Annotated in this window: 17 protein-coding genes and 2 pseudogenes; 10 read left to right on the top strand and 9 right to left on the bottom strand. The window is 35.3% G+C overall.

Annotated features, from left to right (window positions below; all coding sequences use genetic code 11):
* The first annotated feature begins 6 nt into the window (after positions 1–6).
* The 3 genes from MKL36_RS04535 (at position 7) to MKL36_RS04525 (ending at position 3,058) form a co-directional block, all read left to right on the top strand.
* Entirely contained in the window at positions 7–1,059 is a 1,053-nt protein-coding gene (locus MKL36_RS04535; protein WP_021510759.1) for a dipeptidase, read from the top strand.
* A gap of 1,007 nt (positions 1,060–2,066) precedes the next feature.
* The gene (locus MKL36_RS04530; protein ID WP_000044010.1) at positions 2,067–2,303 is read left to right on the top strand and encodes a hypothetical protein; all 237 of its coding nucleotides are present in this window, start codon (positions 2,067–2,069) and stop codon (positions 2,301–2,303) included.
* A 167-nt stretch (positions 2,304–2,470) separates the two neighbouring features.
* Positions 2,471–3,058 carry a uracil-DNA glycosylase family protein gene (locus MKL36_RS04525; protein ID WP_000582742.1) on the top strand — a complete coding sequence of 196 codons (588 nt, stop codon included), beginning with the start codon at positions 2,471–2,473 and terminating at the stop codon, positions 3,056–3,058.
* A gap of 8 nt (positions 3,059–3,066) precedes the next feature.
* Here MKL36_RS04525 and MKL36_RS04520 read toward each other — a convergent pair whose 3' ends face one another.
* On the bottom strand, positions 3,067–4,626 hold the full coding sequence (locus MKL36_RS04520) for a phospholipase D family protein (protein WP_021510757.1): 1,560 nt from the start codon (positions 4,624–4,626) through the stop codon (positions 3,067–3,069).
* Between the two features lie 432 nt (positions 4,627–5,058).
* Between MKL36_RS04520 and MKL36_RS04515 the strand changes: the two genes are divergently transcribed.
* Both MKL36_RS04515 and MKL36_RS04510 read left to right on the top strand, forming a co-directional pair.
* A complete protein-coding gene (locus MKL36_RS04515; RefSeq protein ID WP_001136797.1) occupies positions 5,059–5,526 on the top strand; it encodes a hypothetical protein in 468 nt (155 codons plus the stop codon).
* A gap of 812 nt (positions 5,527–6,338) precedes the next feature.
* Positions 6,339–6,704, top strand: coding sequence for a hypothetical protein (locus MKL36_RS04510; RefSeq protein ID WP_021510755.1), 366 nt, complete (start codon positions 6,339–6,341; stop codon positions 6,702–6,704).
* A 77-nt stretch (positions 6,705–6,781) separates the two neighbouring features.
* Here MKL36_RS04510 and MKL36_RS04505 read toward each other — a convergent pair whose 3' ends face one another.
* Positions 6,782–7,945 (bottom strand): catalase family protein, encoded by a 1,164-nt coding sequence (locus MKL36_RS04505; RefSeq protein ID WP_021510754.1) that lies wholly within the window; start codon positions 7,943–7,945, stop codon positions 6,782–6,784.
* A 182-nt stretch (positions 7,946–8,127) separates the two neighbouring features.
* Here MKL36_RS04505 and MKL36_RS04500 point away from each other — a divergent pair, with 182 nt between their 5' ends.
* Together MKL36_RS04500 and MKL36_RS04495 are read left to right on the top strand one after the other, a co-directional pair.
* Positions 8,128–9,999, top strand: a complete 1,872-nt coding sequence (locus MKL36_RS04500; protein ID WP_002067650.1) for a non-contractile tail sheath protein — start codon at positions 8,128–8,130, stop codon at positions 9,997–9,999.
* A 229-nt stretch (positions 10,000–10,228) separates the two neighbouring features.
* Positions 10,229–11,338 (top strand): S-(hydroxymethyl)glutathione dehydrogenase/class III alcohol dehydrogenase, encoded by a 1,110-nt coding sequence (locus MKL36_RS04495; RefSeq protein ID WP_000842127.1) that lies wholly within the window; start codon positions 10,229–10,231, stop codon positions 11,336–11,338.
* A 47-nt stretch (positions 11,339–11,385) separates the two neighbouring features.
* Here the strand turns inward: MKL36_RS04495 and MKL36_RS04490 are convergent.
* The 7 genes and pseudogenes from MKL36_RS04490 to MKL36_RS04460 form a co-directional block, all read right to left on the bottom strand.
* Positions 11,386–11,523, bottom strand: a pseudogene (locus tag MKL36_RS04490) (DUF4882 family protein); the annotation flags it as partial.
* Positions 11,523–11,657, bottom strand: a pseudogene (locus tag MKL36_RS04485) (DUF4882 domain-containing protein); the annotation flags it as partial. The pseudogenes MKL36_RS04490 and MKL36_RS04485, both read right to left, overlap by 1 nt.
* Before the next feature lie 112 nt (positions 11,658–11,769).
* Positions 11,770–12,786 carry a fimbrial protein gene (locus MKL36_RS04480; protein WP_021510752.1) on the bottom strand — a complete coding sequence of 339 codons (1,017 nt, stop codon included), beginning with the start codon at positions 12,784–12,786 and terminating at the stop codon, positions 11,770–11,772.
* Positions 12,783–15,341, bottom strand: a complete 2,559-nt coding sequence (locus MKL36_RS04475) for a fimbria/pilus outer membrane usher protein (RefSeq protein ID WP_001124961.1) — start codon at positions 15,339–15,341, stop codon at positions 12,783–12,785. The genes MKL36_RS04480 and MKL36_RS04475 overlap by 4 nt, the downstream gene beginning before the upstream one ends.
* A gap of 57 nt (positions 15,342–15,398) precedes the next feature.
* Positions 15,399–16,133, bottom strand: a complete 735-nt coding sequence (locus tag MKL36_RS04470; RefSeq protein ID WP_002067644.1) for a fimbrial biogenesis chaperone — start codon at positions 16,131–16,133, stop codon at positions 15,399–15,401.
* A gap of 87 nt (positions 16,134–16,220) precedes the next feature.
* Positions 16,221–16,754, bottom strand: coding sequence for a fimbrial protein (locus tag MKL36_RS04465; RefSeq protein ID WP_000731824.1), 534 nt, complete (start codon positions 16,752–16,754; stop codon positions 16,221–16,223).
* Positions 16,755–17,243: 489 nt separating this feature from the next.
* Positions 17,244–17,534 carry a hypothetical protein gene (locus MKL36_RS04460; RefSeq protein WP_021510751.1) on the bottom strand — a complete coding sequence of 97 codons (291 nt, stop codon included), beginning with the start codon at positions 17,532–17,534 and terminating at the stop codon, positions 17,244–17,246.
* Between the two features lie 1,244 nt (positions 17,535–18,778).
* Here MKL36_RS04460 and MKL36_RS04455 point away from each other — a divergent pair.
* From MKL36_RS04455 to MKL36_RS04445, 3 genes are read left to right on the top strand one after another with little or no spacing between them, the layout of a single operon-like run.
* Positions 18,779–19,837 (top strand): ABC transporter substrate-binding protein, encoded by a 1,059-nt coding sequence (locus MKL36_RS04455; RefSeq protein ID WP_000060709.1) that lies wholly within the window; start codon positions 18,779–18,781, stop codon positions 19,835–19,837.
* A gap of 13 nt (positions 19,838–19,850) precedes the next feature.
* Positions 19,851–20,561, top strand: a complete 711-nt coding sequence (locus MKL36_RS04450) for a class II aldolase/adducin family protein (protein ID WP_021510750.1) — start codon at positions 19,851–19,853, stop codon at positions 20,559–20,561.
* 32 nt (positions 20,562–20,593) lie between these two features.
* Positions 20,594–21,787 carry an LLM class flavin-dependent oxidoreductase gene (locus MKL36_RS04445; protein ID WP_021510749.1) on the top strand — a complete coding sequence of 398 codons (1,194 nt, stop codon included), beginning with the start codon at positions 20,594–20,596 and terminating at the stop codon, positions 21,785–21,787.
* Positions 21,788–21,792 lie beyond the last annotated feature (5 nt).

Here is a 21,792-nt window from a genome sequence, read left to right as displayed (position 1 = left end):
ACCGATATGAACCATAGCACATTTCCTGTTTTTGATGGCCATAATGATGTACTAACCCGATTGTGGTTAAGTGATCATAACAATCCTGCTCAAGCTTTTATTCAAGAAGGTTTAGCCGGACATCTCGATTTAAAACGTTGCCAACAAGCCGGTTTTGTTGGCGGTATGTTTGCTATTTTCTTGCCGCCTTTTCATTATGTTAAGCAGCATCATCCCAACAAACTCTTTGACCAAGACGCATCTGACTTCACACAACAGCAAATTGAACACATTTGTTTGGCACAGCTCGATTTAGCAAAACAACTTGCCGAGTACTCTAACGACATTCAAATTTGCACAACTGTTCAGGATATCCAGCACTGCCTAACACAGCAAAAGTTAGCCATTGTATTGCATATGGAAGGTGCTGAAGCATTACAACATAATCCAGATTTACTCGATGTATTTTATGATGCTGGGCTTCGTAGCATCGGTCCACTTTGGAATAGACCAAGTCGTTTTGGTCATGGTTTAAATGCCAAGTTTCCGCATTCACCTGATACCGGAGCAGGGCTTACAAACGAAGGTAAAGCTTTTATAAAGCGCTGTGCTGATAAAAAAATGGTGATTGATGTTTCCCATATGAATGAACGAGCTTTTTGGGATACAGCTAACATTCTTCAGCAGCCAATTGTCGCAACTCACTCAAATGTGCATGCTTTATGTCCACAAGCCAGAAACTTAACAGATAATCAACTTAAAGCAATTAAGGACTCTAAAGGCATAGTCGGGTTAAATTTTGATGTCGCATTTTTGCGTAAAGACGGGCAGCGTGATGCAAACACATCCATTGAGGTACTTTTAGAACATCTTGAATATTTAATAGATCAAATGGGAGAAAATCATGTCGGTTTTGGTTCTGACTTTGATGGAGCACTGATTAGTCATGAAATTGAAGATGTAAGGGGACTACACCTACTGATTGAAGCAATGCAAAAGCGACATTATTCGAATGAAATTATAGAAAAAATTTGTTTTTCTAACTGGCTAACCGTGCTCAATCGCATCCTAAGTAAATAATTTATTGCTAAATATATTAAAAATAGCGAATTATTTTACATTTTTTATTGGCCGAAATGACTAAAAAAAGTACAACTAGTTTAATTGTCAACCAATTGCTAAGTTAATTAGAATCAACATTACTAAATGTAAGAACATTTGGTATTTCAGGTCTTTAGTGGTTTTCACTTACGCTCATTTCTTTTTGAGAAGTAGAAATGGGCGTTTTCTTTTGCTTAATTAAAAAATGAGAACCTCATCACAAGAATAGCCAATTAATTGCAAATCATCGCTTTCCTATCTTGACTAAAAGTTCAGCATTAAATACATTGGAATTGTATTTAAACATAAATAAGATTGCTTAAAGCAATTAATAATACTGCTTAATCCTGAAATACAGTAGAAAGCCTATTCTGTTTTGAGAATAGGCTTTTTGCTTTGTATCAAAATTTATTTTCTCAAAATTATACTTTTTAATTAACATAAAAATTAAATACCTTACAAAAGCGGCTCAAATGAAAGCCCTTAAATAACAAAGAATATGCTATTAATTTAAGTTGATTTCTCAGAAGTTTCTCCGTTAATTGAAGAGGTGCAAAATGTTAAAGTCAATTTTAGTATTAGGAACAGGTATTGCGATTGGCATGTGTATGTACAAGAAAAAGCAAAAGAATAGTAAGAGCTTCTCTACTGATAGTGATACCGACTCATTGATTAGTAAGGATAATAATAAGAGTAAAGATAACAATTCACTCGATAATGCTGTCCAGGTTTAAAGTTAAATGCAAGGGTTCATACGTGAACCCTTTAAATATTATTTTTTATAAAATTAATTTTACTTAAAATAAAGATAGCTTTAATAAGTTAATTTAATAATAAAACTTATTTTTAAAGATATTCCACTATTCATTTAATTATTAAATAAATATGTTTAAAACAAAAAAAACACTTCAAATGTTAAATTTTACACATTGTAGCAAAACACCCTTTACTATTTTTTATGTTAAGAATAAAAAATGGAGATTAGAATGTCAAAGCGCCATATTTTAAAAGAAGTTAATGCGAAAAGTATGTGTGGGATGGAAATTGTAGTAGAACAAATTTTTGAAAATACATTGGAGAAAAATTTAGCTTCGGCTGAAATCGAACAAAACTGGTTACCGCTTTCCAAGATTGTGATTTCAGATAAAGTTATCAATTTAGATCAAGATAACACCTTTGCTCATCCCAGAACAGGGAAAGTCTTTAAAGTTTTAAATTCTTAAATATTTTTGGTTTTTAGCATGAATATAAAATTAGAAATGATTGAGGCGAAACAACAAAACGTTTCGCCTCAATACATTTAATTAAGATAATTTGCACTTCTTGACTCGTGATTAACCTTAAAATACGTTAAGTTATTTATAAATTTTGAAGTAAATACTGATTTTTTATGATAATTGAGATAGAAACCCATCCACTGCAACCGTTTTTGCCAGAAAATGCCCGTTTATTAATGTTGGGAAGTTTTCCACCGCCACGTAATAAATGGAAGATGGACTTTTACTATCCGAACTTTCAAAACGATATGTGGAGAATTTTTGGTTTAATCTTTTTTCAAGATAAAACTTATTTTTTAAGTGAGAACCAAAAAAGCTTTAACGAAGAAGCTATCCGCAGCTTTCTGATTGAGACAGGCATTGCTATTTTTGATACGGCGTATCAAATTAAACGCCTAAAGGGCAATGCTTCAGATAAGTTTCTTGAAATTGTCACTCCGACAGACTTAGCGGTTTTATTGAAACAGATTCCTCAATGCCACACTATTATGACTACGGGCGATAAAGCCACAGATACCTTAATCTCAGTTTTACCTGAGAACACGGAAAAACCTTTAATTGGGACATCTACATCAACTTATTTTGCAGACCGCGATATTAATTTATATCGATTACCGTCATCTTCTAGAGCATATCCATTAGCTCTCGAGAAAAAAGCAGAAGCCTATCAGAAATTCTTTAAGGAAATCGGTTTCTTGTAATAAGAAAATTACATCATCCACTCAATTGGCAAATAAGAGACAGCTTTAATCATTGTTCTCTGAAAACGGCTGGTTCCCGGGTCTTTATCATATTCAATGACTTGTCCGTTGGCTTGGTAATCTAGCCAAGTAATTTGGCCTTGGCTATTTAGCTTAAGTTGATATGCTACTTGAGGTAAATGTTGATCTAACATGACAGAAATCTGAGTTTGTAATTGACTGGACTCAATCACCAAACCTACTTCGGTGTTTAAATAGGTAGAGCGGGGGTCAAAGTTAAATGATCCGATAAAGACTTTGCCATCTACATCAAAAAACTTAGCATGCAAGCTCGACTTATTTTTTCCTTTTGCTGGTATAACGCTGCCTGTTACGATTTCGTACCACGTTCTACGTCGTCGTTCCAGAACAGGTTTAAACTCATACAGTTCAATACCATTCTTAAGCATTTCTACACGGTATTGGCTATAAAAGGCATGTACGATCGCAACATCGTTTGCAGCAAAAGAATTTGTTAAAGCGCGGACTTTTATGCCTTCAACTCGTAGTTGCTTTAAGTAATAAGTGCCTTGTTGGGTAGGTACAAAATAAGCTGAAGCTAATTCTAAGTGTTGCTTAGGTTTACCCATAATAGACATGACTTGGCCATAAAGCATTTCATGTTGAGTTGCAGTGCCCAGTATTTTCTTAGGAGAATCAGCAACAAAATGGGCCTTAGACCATTGAATAGGGTTATGCTCTAAAAGCTCTTTTAAATAGCTCTGTGCATCGTAAAGTTTATCTTCAGTGAGGCTATGGTCTTCGTGGTGGAGTTGTTCATAGTGCTCTCTTAAAGCTTTTAAATGGTGCTCAGCACAAGTTCCGATAATCTCAGTTGCATTTACACTTAAGGTACTTTCCCAAAAATCAGCAAATACAGCTTGGGCATGGCGTACTGCATGCCCGTAAAATAAGATATCCATATCCGTAAATTGAAACTTACTACTTGCTTCAAAATATTCACTACTAATATTTCTACCGCCTGTTACTGCAATCGATCCATCTGCAATAATAAGTTTATTGTGCATACGATGATTTACTTTTTTAAATCGGAACAGATAATCAAAGATACGTAAGTATCGAAATTTATAAGGATTAAATAATCTAATTTCAAAGTTGGTATGCTGTAAAAGGCTTCTTAATATACCATCGAGCTTTATACCGTTTTGATCATCAATTAATAAGCGAACTTTGATGCCACGATCCGCTGCCTTGAGCAGCTCATGTAAAATAAGGTTCCCCACAAAATCATTGGTCCAAATGTAGTATTGTAGATCAATCGTTTCCTTGGCATTTCTAATTAAATAAATTCGTGATGCAATACTCATAAATGCGTCATCAAGAGCTACAAAGGCAGTAAGACCTTGCTGAGTTTTTTCCTCTGCTGCCTCATCATTCAACCAATTATTTGTCTTTATCACTATATCTTTCTCATTAGGATCATATTTATCTGTATAAGAAGGTAAATCAGTAAAGCCCCAAGCACTTAAGGCCATAGTACTATACTGCTCATATAGCTGATTGATCATGTAAGCATTTAATTTGCATCCAAGTTAGAGCTATAAGAGCATTCTTATATTCAATTTATATGTCAAAATTCACAATAACTGTATGATTTTGTTATAATCTAAGAAAATTAAAATTTAAAATATAATAAAAACAGTGGCTTATAAAATATTTTTTAAATTTTCTATAGTTATATATGACTAATCAACCTAATTATGTGAGCTGTATTTTATTGCAAACAATTATTTCGATAGTTTACGTTTTTTATAAGTAAAACAGTGACGTAGTTCTCTTTGTCGGTATAAGATGCGTTTTATTAGATACTCATATTTCATAACTTTACATTACTTACAATTAAGTTACCAACAACTACATTACAACACATGATTTCTATCATACTTCCTTAAAAAGCTGAGTAAGCAACCAGCCAGAAAGAGGAAGGAAGGAGATAGGAAATGCCACAATATTTAATGATTGCTGAAAAGGTGTATAAAAAAATTAAAGAAGATGATCTTTTCTCTGATACTCCGACCGAGCATTTAAATAACTTAATAGGTGTGATTCGTAAGGAAATTAAAGGTACAAAGTTTAAGCTTAAATATAATTTTATTGACTTTGACGAATATTTAACAAAGCCACTAGATGAATGTGCCGTCAAAATTGATATTAGCCTCATGCCTAGTCATAAAAATAAAGATGAATATATTTTATGGTTAGCTGGATTTATAGAACGAATGACGACAGGTGGGGAAACCCATCTTCCACCTATCTCAAAATTTATTCCGCCCGATTTTAAGTTTAATTGCGAATTTGATAACGCTAAGACACCAGCAAAATCTACACATCTAGATGATGAAGGTGAACTGATCATTAACTATTTTAAATCTGAAGCTTTTATGAAAATTATAAACGAAGAAAAATAATGTGATAAGAAATATAGAAGGGTTTCTGCCGTACTTCTATTCATAGCTGTTAAAATTCAGCAACCGCCTTTTGGGGCGGTTTTTTGTGGCTTAATCTCTTTTTTATCTCGTTCTCTTCACATAAGTTTTCATTGTAAACAGAAGTCACTTGTTCCCTATAAAAACAGATACATAGATTAGTGCTAACTTTTACTTATCTTCATTGAGTAAGGAGATAAGATATTTTGAAATATTTTCTTTTTGCTTCAATTTAAGCTTTTCACATACCTTTCAAAAAAGATATGGTGAAAAATTTCCCTTTTAGACAATTGAGTCTAGATGTATTCTGAATCTCTAAAAAACTTCCATAATTGTTGGTTTTTTTAAGGAGGTGTCTATGCTCCATAATATTAGACAATTTTTCTGCATACACATCTGGGAATATGATTTTGATATTTCACATGATGAAGTCAGAGAATGCAGAAAGTGTGGGAAAATTCATAAAATGAAGAGTTCCCATAAAATGACTTAAGTTTAAAGTGAAATACTTCAGTCATACTAAGCCAATTAAAGATAAGCTCAATAATTAAAAGTGTTGAGCTTATTTATTTTAAAGAAGAGCATAGTTTAATTCAGTAATCATATAAAACCTATTAATTTACTCAGAATATAATTCAAAGTAGTTCACACTTTAAAATAATAAAAAGTTGCAACTTACATAAAACTCTATTAATTTTAAAAAATAAATAACACTTCAATAAAAACTGAAAACTTAAATTTATAACTTTAATTTTATACTCATATTTTATATAAAAATTGATAAGGAGATAGAAATGCCAAAATACTTACTATTAGCAGAAAAAATTTCTAAAAACACTAAACAAGACTCTTCAAGCAATTATCTAAAAAGCTTAAATAATTTAATTATAGAAATAAAAAAAGCCATTACAGGAACGGAATTAAAATTTTTATATAATTTTTTAGATTTCGGTGGTTCGCTGCTTAACCTTCAAGATGAAGTATTGCTCAAATTTGATAGCAGTTTGATTCCTAGCTATAAAAATGAAGAAGAATTTATTTTATGGTTAGCAGACTTCATTGATCGGATCACCATAGATACAAGTAAAGGAGATTATCCAATAAAAAAGAATTTAGCCAACCTAAGCTCTATTGCTGAGAAATTGATTTATAGACATTAGAAAATCTATGGACATCCTCATCAAATACTGAACTATAAAGAACTGCTTTGGTTATTGGCAGTTCTTTTATACTTAAATTAGTTTTTGGGTTCTTGTCGGGGAGCTGAGTTGATATCGTGTCTAACTCTGCTTATATTTTCATAAATAATTTTACGCATTCTATTTATTGCGCCAAGCGGTTTATGCTCAGGTAAAGCATGCCACGGCGTAAAAGAGAGATTTTCACAAAATTGGTTCTGTTCAGGGGTATCAAAGCTTTGCTTTGGAATATGAATGGTCGCAACTTGATAAAAAGGTGCTTCATTTTCTTTCCACTCGGTCATTGCATCTTCAACCAGCATTTTAGTCGAAGTTCTTGGCTGTATAAGAAATTTCATACATACGTCTTGCTTTTGCAATGTATCTTTTAAAGCATCTCGTAAAAAATTATGGCTAGGATGATCAGGTAGAGTTGCAGACACAGTAGAGCAATTTCTTACGGAGTATTTAACCGCTTGACGGTCAACACCTAATCCTAATTGATAGGGCACCATAGACCAGTACCGTGTATATAATGGATTTGAAATTTTAGAATTACGCGCACCTAAAGCATTCATGGTACCTTTAAAACCTAAAGCAAACGGCATATGAAGCTTTCTGATCATATTATGGCTATTTAGATCGTTCATAAAAGAAAGGTATCTTTGCCCGTCATTTACAAAAAAGACGGGGTGATTAATCATAATAAAGTCTTGAGTTGTAGCCTCTTTTTCATTTTCTAAAATTTTCTGACCTGATACACCTAAGATTTTTATTGCCATTCCACGTGCGTCTTTTTCAATATCTGCTCTAGAAGTATTATTAGAAGCATTCGAAAAACGAATCCATGCTTCATAGTTTTTATCTGGAATAAAAATACCTTTTGCAAGTTGAGCTGGTATATTTTTAAGTACATGAAATTCAGCACGAACACATCCATGCGCCTTAGGGTGTGCATCACGCAAAGCATTTCCCGCTGTATACTGTTCACGAATCGACTTTTCAATAACTTGAGTTATTTGATGAGCTATTACTTCTTCATTCGGTTGTAACTTTTCTCCTAATGCTGTATCGATCTCTGGATAGTCGATATTTTCTGAAGAAGACTTTACTGATGGGATTGTTTGGGAATATAGCGTTTCACTACAACCTATTGATACAAACAGAAGAGGAGTAAATATAAACAGAGCCTTAAAATTGATAGGCTGTATAAATTTTGACATTTATAGTCTCCTCGGTAGAAAAAATATTTTAGAATAGTATTAAGTTTTTTGTTTAAGTTTATTTTGAGCTTTTTAAAATTATTCACTGTAAATAATTTAAACGTCATTGTTACTTATCTGAACAGTAAAATAAGAATACTTATTTAATATAAAACTTCTTAATACATTAAGAGAATGACGTCATGATAACTAATCGACAAAATGTGCAAAATAATACTAATACATCACCTCATCCAATTACCCAAAATACACTTATTGATCGGTTTAGTCCTATTTACTGGAGAATAGATGGCCCACAAACCATGTCTTTTGCCATTACAAATTATGGAAATGGATTTGAAGCATCTTTTAGATCACGTATGACAAATGACTTGGTAGGGATTAGCTGGGATTCTTATGACACGAAAGATCATAAACTTTTAGCATATGAAACCAAATATAGTTATGCAGGGGTAGTTTGGGATTTTGATATTGAATTATCGGCTTCTATGCCCGTACTTAATAATCCAAGTTTAACCCCAACTTTAACGGTGTACTATCATGACAATGGCGTAGATAAAATTGCATATATCGTCTTATTTAATTATGCAAATAATCCTTCGTCGCGAACGGCGCATATTCATATTAACTGGGATACAGTTAAAGCTGGTTTTTCTGCTACAGATAGCTTTCCGGTAACCAATATTCAACGTATCTCATTTTCAGGCTTTACTAGCCATTATAACGGCCAGTCAGCTACGCCGTTAAGCCAGCCGGAAGATGGTTATATTCGTATTACCAATTCAGTCGTGACTGGAACAAATGCAAAGTTAAATCTGAGTCGTGTTGTTGTACCCCAGCACAATTATGGGATCTGTACCAGCTATGATGACCATTATGACTTGAATCCGCAGCGCCTAGTCAACAATATGGTCGCTTTGGGATATCAGGGATTGGTAAACCACTATTGTGGAATGTCGCATTATCCTGAAATGACATGGAAAAGCGATATTAATAAATGGCAAATACCAGATACGTTGGTAACAGGTGAGGCAGTCATCAACGCATGTACCCGAAAATGGCATGAAAAATATGCCCAAGCTCTACATAATGCAAACATGCAACCCATTTTTGGGGTAAGTTTTGAGATGTATTCACTTGGAGCAAATGAGTTTTGGGCACAGCGTGACTGGAATAGCAATTTAGGTAAAACAGGCTACCAACCACCGAGTTATTTCTTTAGCTTAAGTGATCAAAATGCTTTGGCTTATTTGCACAAAGTTTTTATTGAGTTCGCAGATACAATGGTTGCTGGCGGCTGTAATGTTAACATGCAAATTGGTGAACCTTGGTGGTGGTATAACACGGACACGAATCTACCTTGTGTGTATGACTATCCAACAAAATTAGCCTTTAATGCCGATACAGGACTATATGCGCCAGACCTAGGCACAATCTATGAGGCTATGAATAAAACAGGTACGCCGTATGATGAGTTTAAAACTTGGTTAAGAAATAAGTTAGGACAGACCTGTCAAAATATTCGAGCAGCCATTAAAGCTAAATATGCAAATGCTCAAGTGTGTCCTTTAATATTTTTCCCATCCATTCGTTCTCCAATACAAACCCTAGCAACCTATATCAACTATCCAAGCCAGCACTACTCATATCCAAATTTTGATTACATCATGACTGAAGCTTATGACTGGCTTTTAGAAGCTAAATTAGATTTAGCTCATCAAGCTGTTTCTCAGATACCAACTCAAGATTTAGGTTATCCGGCAAATAAAGTTGCTTATTTATCTGGATTTGTACCAGATGCATCTATTGCTTATATCTATGGATTCGACAAAAACAAACCTTATCGAACTCCAATTTGGCAGAGGATTTTTGGCGATATGAAAAATAACGTATCTCTTGGCCTAATGAAGCAGTTTATCTGGGCCTATCCGCAAGTCATGTTCGATTCAATTACAATTGATACGACCCAAGCCCCAAATGGCTTCTTTGTTGAAAATACACTTTACTCACCAATTAGTGATAACACACCGTATCCACCAGATATTTACCTCTAAGTAAACATAAGCTGTTTATAAGAGAAGTAATCTGATAGAAAACCTCTTCATCTAGGAGGTTTTCTTCTTTTTTTAGTACAGGCTTGCTTAGACGTTTCTGACTGGCTATGCTGTGATGGATTGTCATGAAAGCCAATTTTAATTTAAGCAAAATTAAGCTCTTGTATTACGGTTACATAATCTATTTTGCTCGACTATAAGTACCGAATGATATAAAGGAAACCCAAAGATGAAATCTCGTGCAGCTGTCGCCTTTGCCCCAGGAAAACCTTTAGAAATTGTTGAAGTTGATGTTGCACCACCCAAGGCTGGTGAGGTTTTAATAAAAATTACCCATACAGGGGTATGTCATACCGATGCTTTTACATTATCTGGCGATGACCCAGAAGGTGTTTTCCCAGCGATTTTAGGTCATGAAGGTGCAGGTGTTGTAGTTGAAGTAGGCGAGGGCGTAACAAGTGTTCAACCTGGCGACCACGTGATTCCACTTTATACCGCTGAATGTAAAGAATGCTTATTCTGTAAATCTGGAAAAACTAACTTGTGTGTTGCGGTACGTGCTACTCAAGGTAAAGGTGTAATGCCGGATGGCACTACACGTTTTTCTTATAATGGCCAACCGATTTACCACTACATGGGTTGTTCAACCTTTAGTGAATATACAGTAGTTGCGGAAGTCTCTTTAGCTAAAATCAATCCTGAAGCGAATCACGAACAAGTTTGTTTACTTGGATGTGGTGTAACGACCGGTATTGGCGCCGTGCATAACACAGCTAAAGTACAAGAAGGTGATTCGGTTGCCGTATTTGGTTTAGGCGGTATTGGTTTAGCTGTTGTACAAGGTGCACGTCAAGCGAAAGCAGGGCGCATTATTGTCGTAGATACCAACCCAGATAAATTTGAACTTGCTAAACAGTTTGGTGCTACCGATTTCTTAAATCCAAAAGATTATGACCAACCTATTCAGCAAGTGATTGTAGAAATGACAGGCTGGGGCGTAGATCATTCATTTGAATGTATCGGTAACGTCAATGTTATGCGCTCGGCTCTAGAGTGTGCACATCGTGGTTGGGGACAATCCGTTATTATTGGCGTTGCTGGTGCAGGGCAAGAAATTTCGACTCGTCCATTCCAGTTAGTTACAGGCCGTAAATGGTTAGGCACTGCTTTTGGTGGAGTAAAAGGCCGTTCACAACTTCCTAAAATGGTCGAAGATGCCATGAAAGGCGATATTCAACTTGAACCTTTTGTGACTCATACTATGCCTCTACAAGACATTAATACCGCTTTTGATTTAATGCACGAAGGTAAATCAATTCGTACTGTCATTCATTTCTAAACGAAAGAAAAGGGCTGTGATTCAGCCCTTTTTTACACTTGATAGTTTTATATCTTAAATAGCATTACACAGATATCGGTTGTACTCTGAGGGTAGTTAAACTGTAATGCATTACGGTCAGTAATGAGTTTGTTAGACAACTCTTGTCCAAATAATTGTTCAGCATCTATTGATATTGCACTTATGATGAAAAGTTTTTAGATGTGACTTTTTGGCTAGCCTCATTATGCGTTACTGTATTGGTATTATCAAAAGACATCTCATACATAGCCCAATATAATGTGATTGCACCAACAGCAACTATACCTATTTTTTTCATAAATGTTCCTATCGAGTTAAGTGTTAAATTTTTTGAAAGTAGTGATAAATTAAAATTTATTATTAATATTTAAATATTTGAAATTATTAAGTTTATAAACTATTGAATATGATTAATCATATTCAATAGTTACAGTAGCCATTGCACGTACTTTACCAGCCGTCACATTTGTTGCTGTTTGATAGTAGCGGGCAGTCATTGGTACGTTATATTGAATTGTCTGGTTAGAAGACAAGGTACCTAAGGCTAATTTGTCACCTTTTTTGATGACTTGATTTTTATTTTGATAATTCCAGAGTAACTGTACACCTACACCATTTGCTTTTTCAGATGTCGGAGCAGTATTTGCTAGGACCTGATTATTTGTTCCGTCTTGGGTAAAGTCGTAAGTTAAGCTAATGAGGTTTTTCTCTTCATAACCTGTTGGGTTAATACCACCATTACATAGAATGTTCATATCAAAGGTTTGGTCGCCTTGAGTTGAGCCAACACCTTTAAAACCTGCCTTTGTAACTGTTGGCAGCTGTACAACTTTATTGATATTACCCTGAATTTCACATGAAGAAGAAGCAATGGTAATTGCATTACCATACACAGTACTTGTTAACCAAGGAACAGCTGAATAGCCAGAGGCATTATAAGTACTATAACGACCGGGTACTAAGGTACCTGAGCCAGTCTGTGTTTCAGTTTTAACAATCTCCACTACAAAATATCCTGTTGCTAGCGTATACCTTCTACTTCTTTGGGTGGCCGCTCTATAAGGATAATAACCAGAGAAATTTGTAGCATTTTCTGCTTCACGGTATAAACGAATACCAATCCCAGGAATATTTGTTGAATAGACATTATTTCCGATGGAGCTAATAGGATAATTTTGTGTAAGATTAGCTTCTAAATATCCTCCATATGAATCACACCAGTAAGTTGAGCCATTGGAAGAAATAGGGAAGGTAGCTTTCCTTAATACCTTTCCAACTTCATCAGTTGGGCGAACTACCACACGTCCAACTGCCATAGGAACGTCTAGAGTCTTAAATCCAGTTTCAGGAGTACAAGCAGCATTAGCTTCACCATATACACCAAGGCCTGCCGTAAATAAAAAACCCGTTAATAATATTCTTTTCATTTGCATACAGCCTCAGTCATAACTATGCTTTGTTGTTTATTTTGCAACTCATTACTGATGTTGTACTCAACCGAACAACGTTCATTACTTTCATCGCCCCATTTAACATAGAGACGATCTTGAGCGAGGGGTGTACGTAAGTAAATCATACTCCCTTGTGCAACAATACCTACAGCTTCATCTTTCTGGTTAAAGACTTGCGCTGCAAACGGCAAACTGTTGCCATCAGCAGTTTTACTATTAATGTAAACTGCATAGCCTGTCTTAGTCGCAAAATCTACTTTAGCAATTGCACCAGCAAATGGGGCAATACGTTGACTTGTTTCTTCAAGTTCAACTTCGCTCGACATTTCTTGTGGGTCAAGAGTAATGTCATTAAGGCGGTATGGCGTAACATAAGGAACTACTGCATAACCCGCTTTATTTACACTTAGACCAACCGTGTTATTCACTTTTGCTCCAGCAGCATCAGGTGCATGCACAAGTACCATGGTTTGGCCTTGCTCAGGTCCAAATAAAATACCATCTGAGTGAGCAACAACACTACCGCTTAAACTTACCATTGCTTGTTGGTAAGAATCAGCAATACTATAAGAGCCGCCAACAGTTGCATAGTTAGTACGGTAACGACCATTTGCGTTAAATGTTGGGTTCGCATAGTCTTGATGTGACACAGAAGCGCCATAACTAAAGCGATCACCCACCATTCCACTTGCACCAACAGTACGGCTGTCTTCAGAAGCAGTAACGTTGACGTTGACTGAATTCTTCTTAAAGTTAATTGGGAATGAAAGCGTCATTAAATATTCAGTATCATGCGACGCATCATTTGAGCCGTACTCAACCTTACGGTTAATTGCAGATAAACCATAAGTTAAACCATGGTAGTTATTACTATAACCAATCTGATACTGTTTAGTACTCTCGCTACGATTCCAGTAATCTACCCATGAACCTACCACATAGAAGTTACCCCAACCCTCAGGTAACCCTTGGTTTAAAGTAATCTGGAACTCACTACGTTGACGACCAGCAGCATAAGTGTTTACACCTTTTTCTTCCAAGTCACGTATAAGCAGGGCATCGCGCAATTTATAGAAGTTTTCGGTTGAATAACGGTAAGCTGCAAGTGTTAAGTTTGTGTTGGTCGGCGTAATTAACTTACTATAACTTAAACGGAAACTTTGACCTGATTGTGAAGCCTGTTTTTCAAACTCAGCTTCAGAGTGAGTCACGTCGAATGCAATTGCTCCAATTGGTGTAGCAACGGCAGCACCAAGCAATATTGCAGCGTAATTCTCAGATGCTTGAATTCCGGTATAGCCGGTTAAATAGTTATTAATACCTTGTTGGTATTTACCCTGAATAATCCAAGGGTCCAGATCAATGTCTTGATCACGGAACTGACCTACAGTTAATGAGTAACGGTTCATGCCTGGGCGTAACATCTGTACAACAGAGGCATAAGGCACAGAAAATTTCTGTATTTCACCATTCGCTTCGATAACAGAAACTTCAATTTCACCACCAAAGCCGGTAGGGTAAAGGTCATTAATTTCGAAATTACCTGGTGCAACCGTTGTTTGGTAAATCAATTGCCCCTGTTGACGTACTTCAACTTTTGCATTGGTTTTTGCATTACCACGGATACGTGGAGCATAACCAAGCATACTATTCGGTAGCATTCGATCATCACTTGAAAAATCGATACCACGATAACCATATGAGTCAAATACTTCGCCGTTTGTAAAACTATCCCCAAGTGTTAAAACACCACGATATTTAGGAAAAGCTCTTTGTAAATAGGTGCTTGTTTCTTGATAGTCTGATTTAGATTGATTTTCCGCAGGCGTATCTTGCCATTGCCACTGACCATTATGACGTAATTGCCAACCTGCTAAATTTAGACCAGCCGTAACCCCCATAAAAGCATTAGTCGTTTCGCTTCGGTCACCAGACTGATTAAAAGTTTTATACGCACTACCACTATAAGACAAAAAGCCGGCATTAATCCCGCGATCCCATACGCTTGGGTCGACATAGCCTTGAGCATTTTTTTGTAATGCGACTTGAGGAATTGAAATATCTACACGTAAACGAGACGTATCGAATTCATAAAATGCGTTTTCTACCCATTCTTCAATTTTATAACAACTATTATTTTCTTTTTGAAGGGGAGCGTGCTTGGTTAAAATTTCTTGTTTTACGCCGTATTCAAGAAGATTCATTCCAGTAAAACAAGTTACGGCATTTTGATTTGGATCTAATGCCTTGAAAATCATGCGGCGTTTACCAAACCATTGACCATTTACATAAACGTCAACGTTATATTCACCTGGTAAAACAGGGTTGCCGTACTTAAATCGAGAAATATCGACTTTCTGAGCGTCACCAATTAAAAAAGCAGAATCAAATTCAGCTTCTACAGGCGCACTCGCAGCTGCTTCTTCAGCATGCACGAACACAGGCATTGTCATTGTAACAACGCCAGAAGCCAAGTAATAACAAATATGGCGTTTTAATAATTTATAAGATTCTTGCCTTTTTTTTGGCATAGCTAAGTCCGCCTACTCACATAATAGGTGCTTAAATTTATTAAAAAGATAATCTGATTACTGAAGTTTTATTTGGTGTTCGACTCGACCACCATAGTCGTTGACATTAATAAAACTCATATCCTGAAGGTTGCTATTCTTAAGCTGAACAGACTCTTCAGAAAAAGGCTTAACCATTAGCCCTTGAGGCAATAAATCAACTTTTTTATCTCCAACCTTTTGATAAACAGAAGTCATCGTAATGTGGAAAGGAGTTGGATTTTTTACCGTTAAATTCTGACCAGATTTAACCCATTGAAGCTTATCTGCTGCTAAATTCGCATCTTCTTTAATTGAAGCCGGACGATAGAAGAATTTAATCCGGGAACGAATTGCAAGTTGTAAGAAGTTATCAGGTGTCGTATCTGCATTTTTTGAGGTAGGTCTTGGTGGAATATCCAAAACGTTTAACCACAAAACAGTTTCTTGCTTCTGGTTAAATTGAGAAGCATTTGGAAGGGCAGTAATACGAAGCGTCTGACTTTTTGTCGCTTCAACACGAGAAATTGGAGGAGCAATCATAAAAGGAACTTTTGATTGATCCGGAGTACTTTTTGGATCACCTTCATCAATCCAAGCTTGGACAAGTGCTGGCTTTGAACCGTTATTGCTAACTTGTAGCGTAACTTCTCTAGCATCCGACGGATAAATTACACGGGTACCATGAATTACAATTTCTGCTTGAGCGGCAGGAGCAGCAACAGATGAAGCAAACGCCAGACCTAACAAAAAATTATAACTGTTCAATTTCATTTTCGAGTTCTCAACCAAGAAAGATTCAGGAAAGTGCTACACAAAACAGGGTTTCCATGCGGACATAGAAACCCCGCTATCAATTAATTATTGATAGATAATTGTGTATTGAACAGAAGTAGTTACTTTACCAGCAGTAGAAGCACCAGTTGCATAGTATTCAGCATAGTAGTTAAGGTCAGCAGTACCAGTTGCACTTACATCAACCCATTGAGAATTAGCTTGAGCACCATTTGTACCCGCAGCAAGTACAGGGATGAAATTATTGTTACTACCTAAAAGTTGAACATTAACGTTTTTAGCACCAGTAGCATCTGTGTTAATTAAACGACCAGTATTGAAGTCAACAGTTGCACCTGGCTCAAAGTAAGTAGCTACTTTACCTTCAGAACATTTATCTAATTTAATTTGGAAAGGAGTACGACCAGCAACATTCCCAGCAGCAGCTAAAGTTTGTTTAGAAACAGTTGGAAGAGTCACTGTGAAATCTTTACCAGCTGGAGTAGCGATGTTACAGGTTTTGTCTGTAACTAAACCATTAATTGTAATTGTACCATCAGCAGCTTGAGCATTCGCAATCCCTACAACCGAAAGAGCAGCGATCAAAGCAAGTTTTTTCATAGTGTTTTCTCAAAAGTCTGGATAAAAGTTTAATTCCTTACTTTTCCAGTGTTTGACATCTTGAAAAGTAATGTAACAATGCTAACACTTTTTAAACAAAATGCAAACTATGTCACATTATTTTTTTATAGTTTTAATTGTGTCGCACTTTTAGGATTCAGTTAACAGCTAGTTAACACAGCTTATACAACTGTTTTATAGATAGTTTTTATTGTTTAGAAGAAAGGAATCGTAGAGATAAGAAAATTACATAAGGCTACTATGTAACTGGAAAAGAATTAAACAATTTACGTGAAGAATAAGCTTAAATTCTTACAATACAATTATATAGAATAAATTATGCAGATGTATATAGAAAAAATATACAAATAGACATTTTTTCAGAAAAAGAGTGACCCAATACCCAATTCATAAAAAATTATGCTGAATTGTATGAATCACTCTTTTGCCAGCTTCTATAGTAATAAGATCAAATGTGATGAAATGAGCTTAATGATAATTGATAAGTATAATCTTTCGATTAGAACCTAGACTTTCAATGCTAGTGTCCATCTTCTCTGTATGTTGAGCTAATTTATAGAGACTATCTTTATTTAAATATTCACTATCAAGTTTAATATTCAAATTGTTGACTTCGTTACATTCTATCTCATTACTTTTTGTTGAGCATGTGTCTTCAACAATATTTCCTTTAATCATTATTGTGTTATTTGCATAACAAAATAGTGGGGAAGTAGAAAATACCACCAAAACCAAAATTTTAAATATATTATTTTTCATTTTATAAGTACCTATTTATTAAATAGTTACTATAAGTGATACAATATTTTTTATTTAAAAACAATATATAAATCAATTTCAATTAAAAAACATAATATAATATGTGACCTATATCTCATTAATTATTTAATTTGTATAAATAGGTTTTATTTCTACATCTATTTTATTAAAACGATAATTAAATCACACTTTACAAATATTAATGTATCTTGGTTATTGTAAAATTAAATTATTGATAATAAATACTTTAATTAAAATTATAAAAATTTAACTTAGAATACCAGATTAAAAAATAATTTAATTAACCATAATATTTGTTGAAATAATATATATTAATGAAAATTAAGAGATGGTTTAGCTTAGATTTTTTATTTATACAAATTAAAATATGAAAAATAAAATTACTTTTGAATAGGTTATAAATAATTCTTGTATTTATTTAATTTTACTTAAGAACATAAGGTAATTATACAATAATAAGGCGAACTAAATTAGAAGATTTAATCTTTAAAGTATTCAAGAGGAATACAGAAATTTGAGTATCAGAATGATTATTTTAAAATTTCCGTAATGATAAAGTTGTTAGAATTTAATTGAGTAGTAAGGAGCATGGTTCATCTGAAATTTAATTTAAATTTTAATTCTTTAGCCAAGGATGATCATCTAAATTTAAGTGCAGCAAAGATTCTAAGAAAAGCTATACGGTGATCAATAAAATTATGTTAGCTATGTAAAGCTAAATAGAGAATGATGAGTGTTATATTTTTGCTCAGATAGTGATGTTCAGCCAAATAACTTTAAAGCTACGTAAAGAGAGCTTTAGATCTGAAAGATCGTATGTTTAACTGAACTTGTTACCTTAATGAGCAGTAATATAAGGATATTTTTTAATGAAGCCTATGTAGAATTGATTTCAGTCCATAGTATTAGTGAGATGAGATAACTGATGTTTTTTTATATATAAACATTGAATCCTTAGCTTTCTGATACTTATATCTAGAAGATAGTGTTCTGGCATCCTAAAAAATCATTGAATTAAAAAGTGGTCATAACAAATATATAGAAAGTTATATTTGTCTAAAATAATTGTTGATAAAACAACACTAGCCTTGAAAAATGATGAAATATAAACATTTCCAATCCTACTATATTTGCATAAACATTTGAAAATAAATAATAAATTAAATTGGCATAAAAGCTGCTCAATGTAAGTGATGAAAGTGGAATTATCCTAAGGAATCCGTATGTCACTTGTAGTAGATAAAAAAGAAAATTCTAAAGAATTTGTAAAAAACATCCTGTCTGAAATTTGGGTCACTCGATGTCCAGTACCCACAGCAACAGGTATTTCATTAAAACGCGGTACTTTAGTTAAAAAGTTTGAAAAACACGGCATTGATGTTGCTGTCTTGCAAGATGCGCGTAAAGGTTTATCGGTCCATCATTTTGATCATCAATTGCCAGCTCTGTTCCGAGAGGGTGGAAATGTACCTGCGTTAGCCGCACGCTCTGAAGGCGCGCCAAGCCGACTCATTGGATTGACTTGGATTGATGAGTGGCAAGTCATTATTGTGCGACCTGATTCAGATATTAGCCAGCCAGAGCATTTAAAAAATGCGAAAGTAGCTTTACCAGAATATGCTGACAAACGTGCTGGCAGTATTTTTAGAGCCATGTCATTGCAAGGTATTCGTGGTGCTTTACAACTTGCCAATCTCACTTTTCGTGATGTGAATTTTATTGAAGTACCTGAACGTGCTGGATCTAAGGAGAATCGTGATGCGAGTACGTATTGGTCAGGTCTTGATGCATTAATTACAGGTGAAGTTGATGCCGTGTATGTAAAAGGAGCTTCTGCTGTTGAAGCTGCAACTAAACGTGGCCTAAAAGTTGGGATTGATTTAGATAAATTTGAAGATGTGACTTCTCGTGTTAATAACGGTACACCTCGTCCCATTACGGTCCATGAAGACCTATTAGAAGATCATTTTGATGTGGTCGTCGATTTTCTTGAAGAGTTGTTTGATACCGCAGATTGGGCACAAGATCATTTAGATGAGGTCTTGGTCATTTTAGAAGATGAAACGATTGCAGGAGCAGAAAGTGTTGCAACAGCCTATCGAAATAATTTTCATAAGTCTTTACATCCGTCATTAAGTGAAGACCGTTTAGAGCTATTAAAACAACAAAAAGATTTTCTTTGGTTGCATGGCTTCTTAGAGCGCGATGTCGATATTGAAACATGGGTTGATCATCGTCCTTTACTCGAAGTTTTAAAACGCCGTCAAAATAAAAATTTTTAAAGAGGATTTGACCATGACAACACTTATTCAAACGCCATTATCTCGTGAACTCAATGACTTTATCGAATTGAACCGTGAAAAAGCTGAATTTGCTTTTGAAGTATTCCGTGAAACAAGAACAATTACTGCAAATGGAACAGTTAATTTTGTTGAACGTGGACCTGAAAATACCTTAGTCACTTTTAACTATGCAGGACCGTGGTCTAAAGATAAAAAAAGCAAAGTATTGGTGGAGACCATTGATCGTGAAGTTTTATTGGGAAGAAAAAGTGCAGGTGGGCGCTATAACAAGCTTTTTAAAGAGCATGCAGATGTCACCACAATATCTCATGTACACGCGCCGAATTTAGGCGCATGGGCTCAAACCCATCGTACTTTACCGATCCGCTATGTGCCTGTTCAGCGCTTCCATTTATTTAAAGAGTTGCCGATTTACATTGATCGCCGTCAAGCTGAAGTGGATTTTATTTTAGATCAACTCAAAGTTGATATTGAACATCGGGCCATTTTGGAAGCCAATGGTGGAGCAACTGTATGGGGACGCCAAGGACTACAGGAAACTGCTGAATTTATTTTATTGCTTGAAGAAGGTGCTCAAATTCAGCTGCTGGCTGAATTAGTCGGTGGCAGCCGAGAATACGGGCAAGGGGTTTTACATCAGCAATGGAAAATGAGCGGATTGACTGAAAAAGCAAAATCGCTGGGTTTACTTCCCCTGAATTAGATAAAGATTAAAAAATAAAGATCGAGAATACTATGGCTGTAAAACTTTTATGGTATCTCACTTCTCCAGATGGACCATATCCTTGGTTGGAATCTGGGCGGTGGGATACCGATTATGAACACTTGCAACAGATTGCGATTACCGCAGATCGACTTGGTTTTTACGGTTCACTCATGGATACAAGTGAGTATGAAACACTTGCTGTTGCTGCAAGTTTAATTCCATTTACTGAACGTTTAAAGTTTCTGGTTGCCCAACATCCTGGAGAAGTCCAACCAGCAGTTTTGGCAAAATATGCGCAAACTTTTGATGCATTTTCTAAAGGGCGTTTGTTATTTAATGTCGTCAATGGAAATGATAAGGGTTTGGCAGCTTTAGGCATTCACTATACTCATGATGAGCGTTATGACTTTAGTAAAGAATACTGGAATGCATTTCAACAAAACTACTTAGGTGATACCTCGGGATTTGAGGGCGAGTTTATTCAAATTGCTCCACGCTTAGAGGGTGGATCTCCAATGTCCAAATGGCGTGGTCCAACTCAAAAGCAGGGTGTTCCTTTGTGGGGAGCAGGAACTTCTGCCAAAGGCGTTCAGCATTCTGTTGAATTATTAGATGTGTATTTAAGTTTTGCGAATACACCACCATTACTTGGAAAAAAGTTTAGCAAGGTTGCGGCTGAGGCAGCAAAAATTGGCCGAACTTTAGAATTTGGGACTCGATTACAAATTATTGTTCGGGAAACAGAAGAAGAGGCTTGGCAATATGCTCAATCGTTACTTGACAAGATTGATGTAAATTATGCAATCGAAGCTGTTAAACGACAGCTTCCTCCAAATGAAAGTTTTGAGAGTTATCAAAGCAACAACCCATCTATTCAAAAGAACTTAGAACAATTACGTCGAGGTGATTTGCCTCAAGCTAAAGATTTTGAAATTTATCCTAATGTTTGGACTGGCCCATCTTTATTTGGTTTCGATATTTTAAACCCAGCCGCAGGAACTGCCTTAGTTGGTAGTGCTGAAAATATTGCCAAACGGATTAAAGAATACGAAAGCTATGGTGTATCAACCTTTATCTTGTCTGGTTTCCCTTTAATTGGAGAAGCCTATCGGGTAGCAGATTTATTGTTTCCATTATTAGAGCTAGATCATGGTTTTGAGTTACCTAAGCTAAATAAAAATTCATCCATTGATTCCCTCTTGAATCAAGAAGTCGTGGTTTAAGGGAG

The organism is Acinetobacter sp. AOR12_HL (genome assembly GCF_027855275.1).
Lineage (GTDB): Bacteria > Pseudomonadota > Gammaproteobacteria > Pseudomonadales > Moraxellaceae > Acinetobacter > Acinetobacter baumannii.
This window is presented reverse-complemented; position numbering and strand designations above follow the sequence as displayed.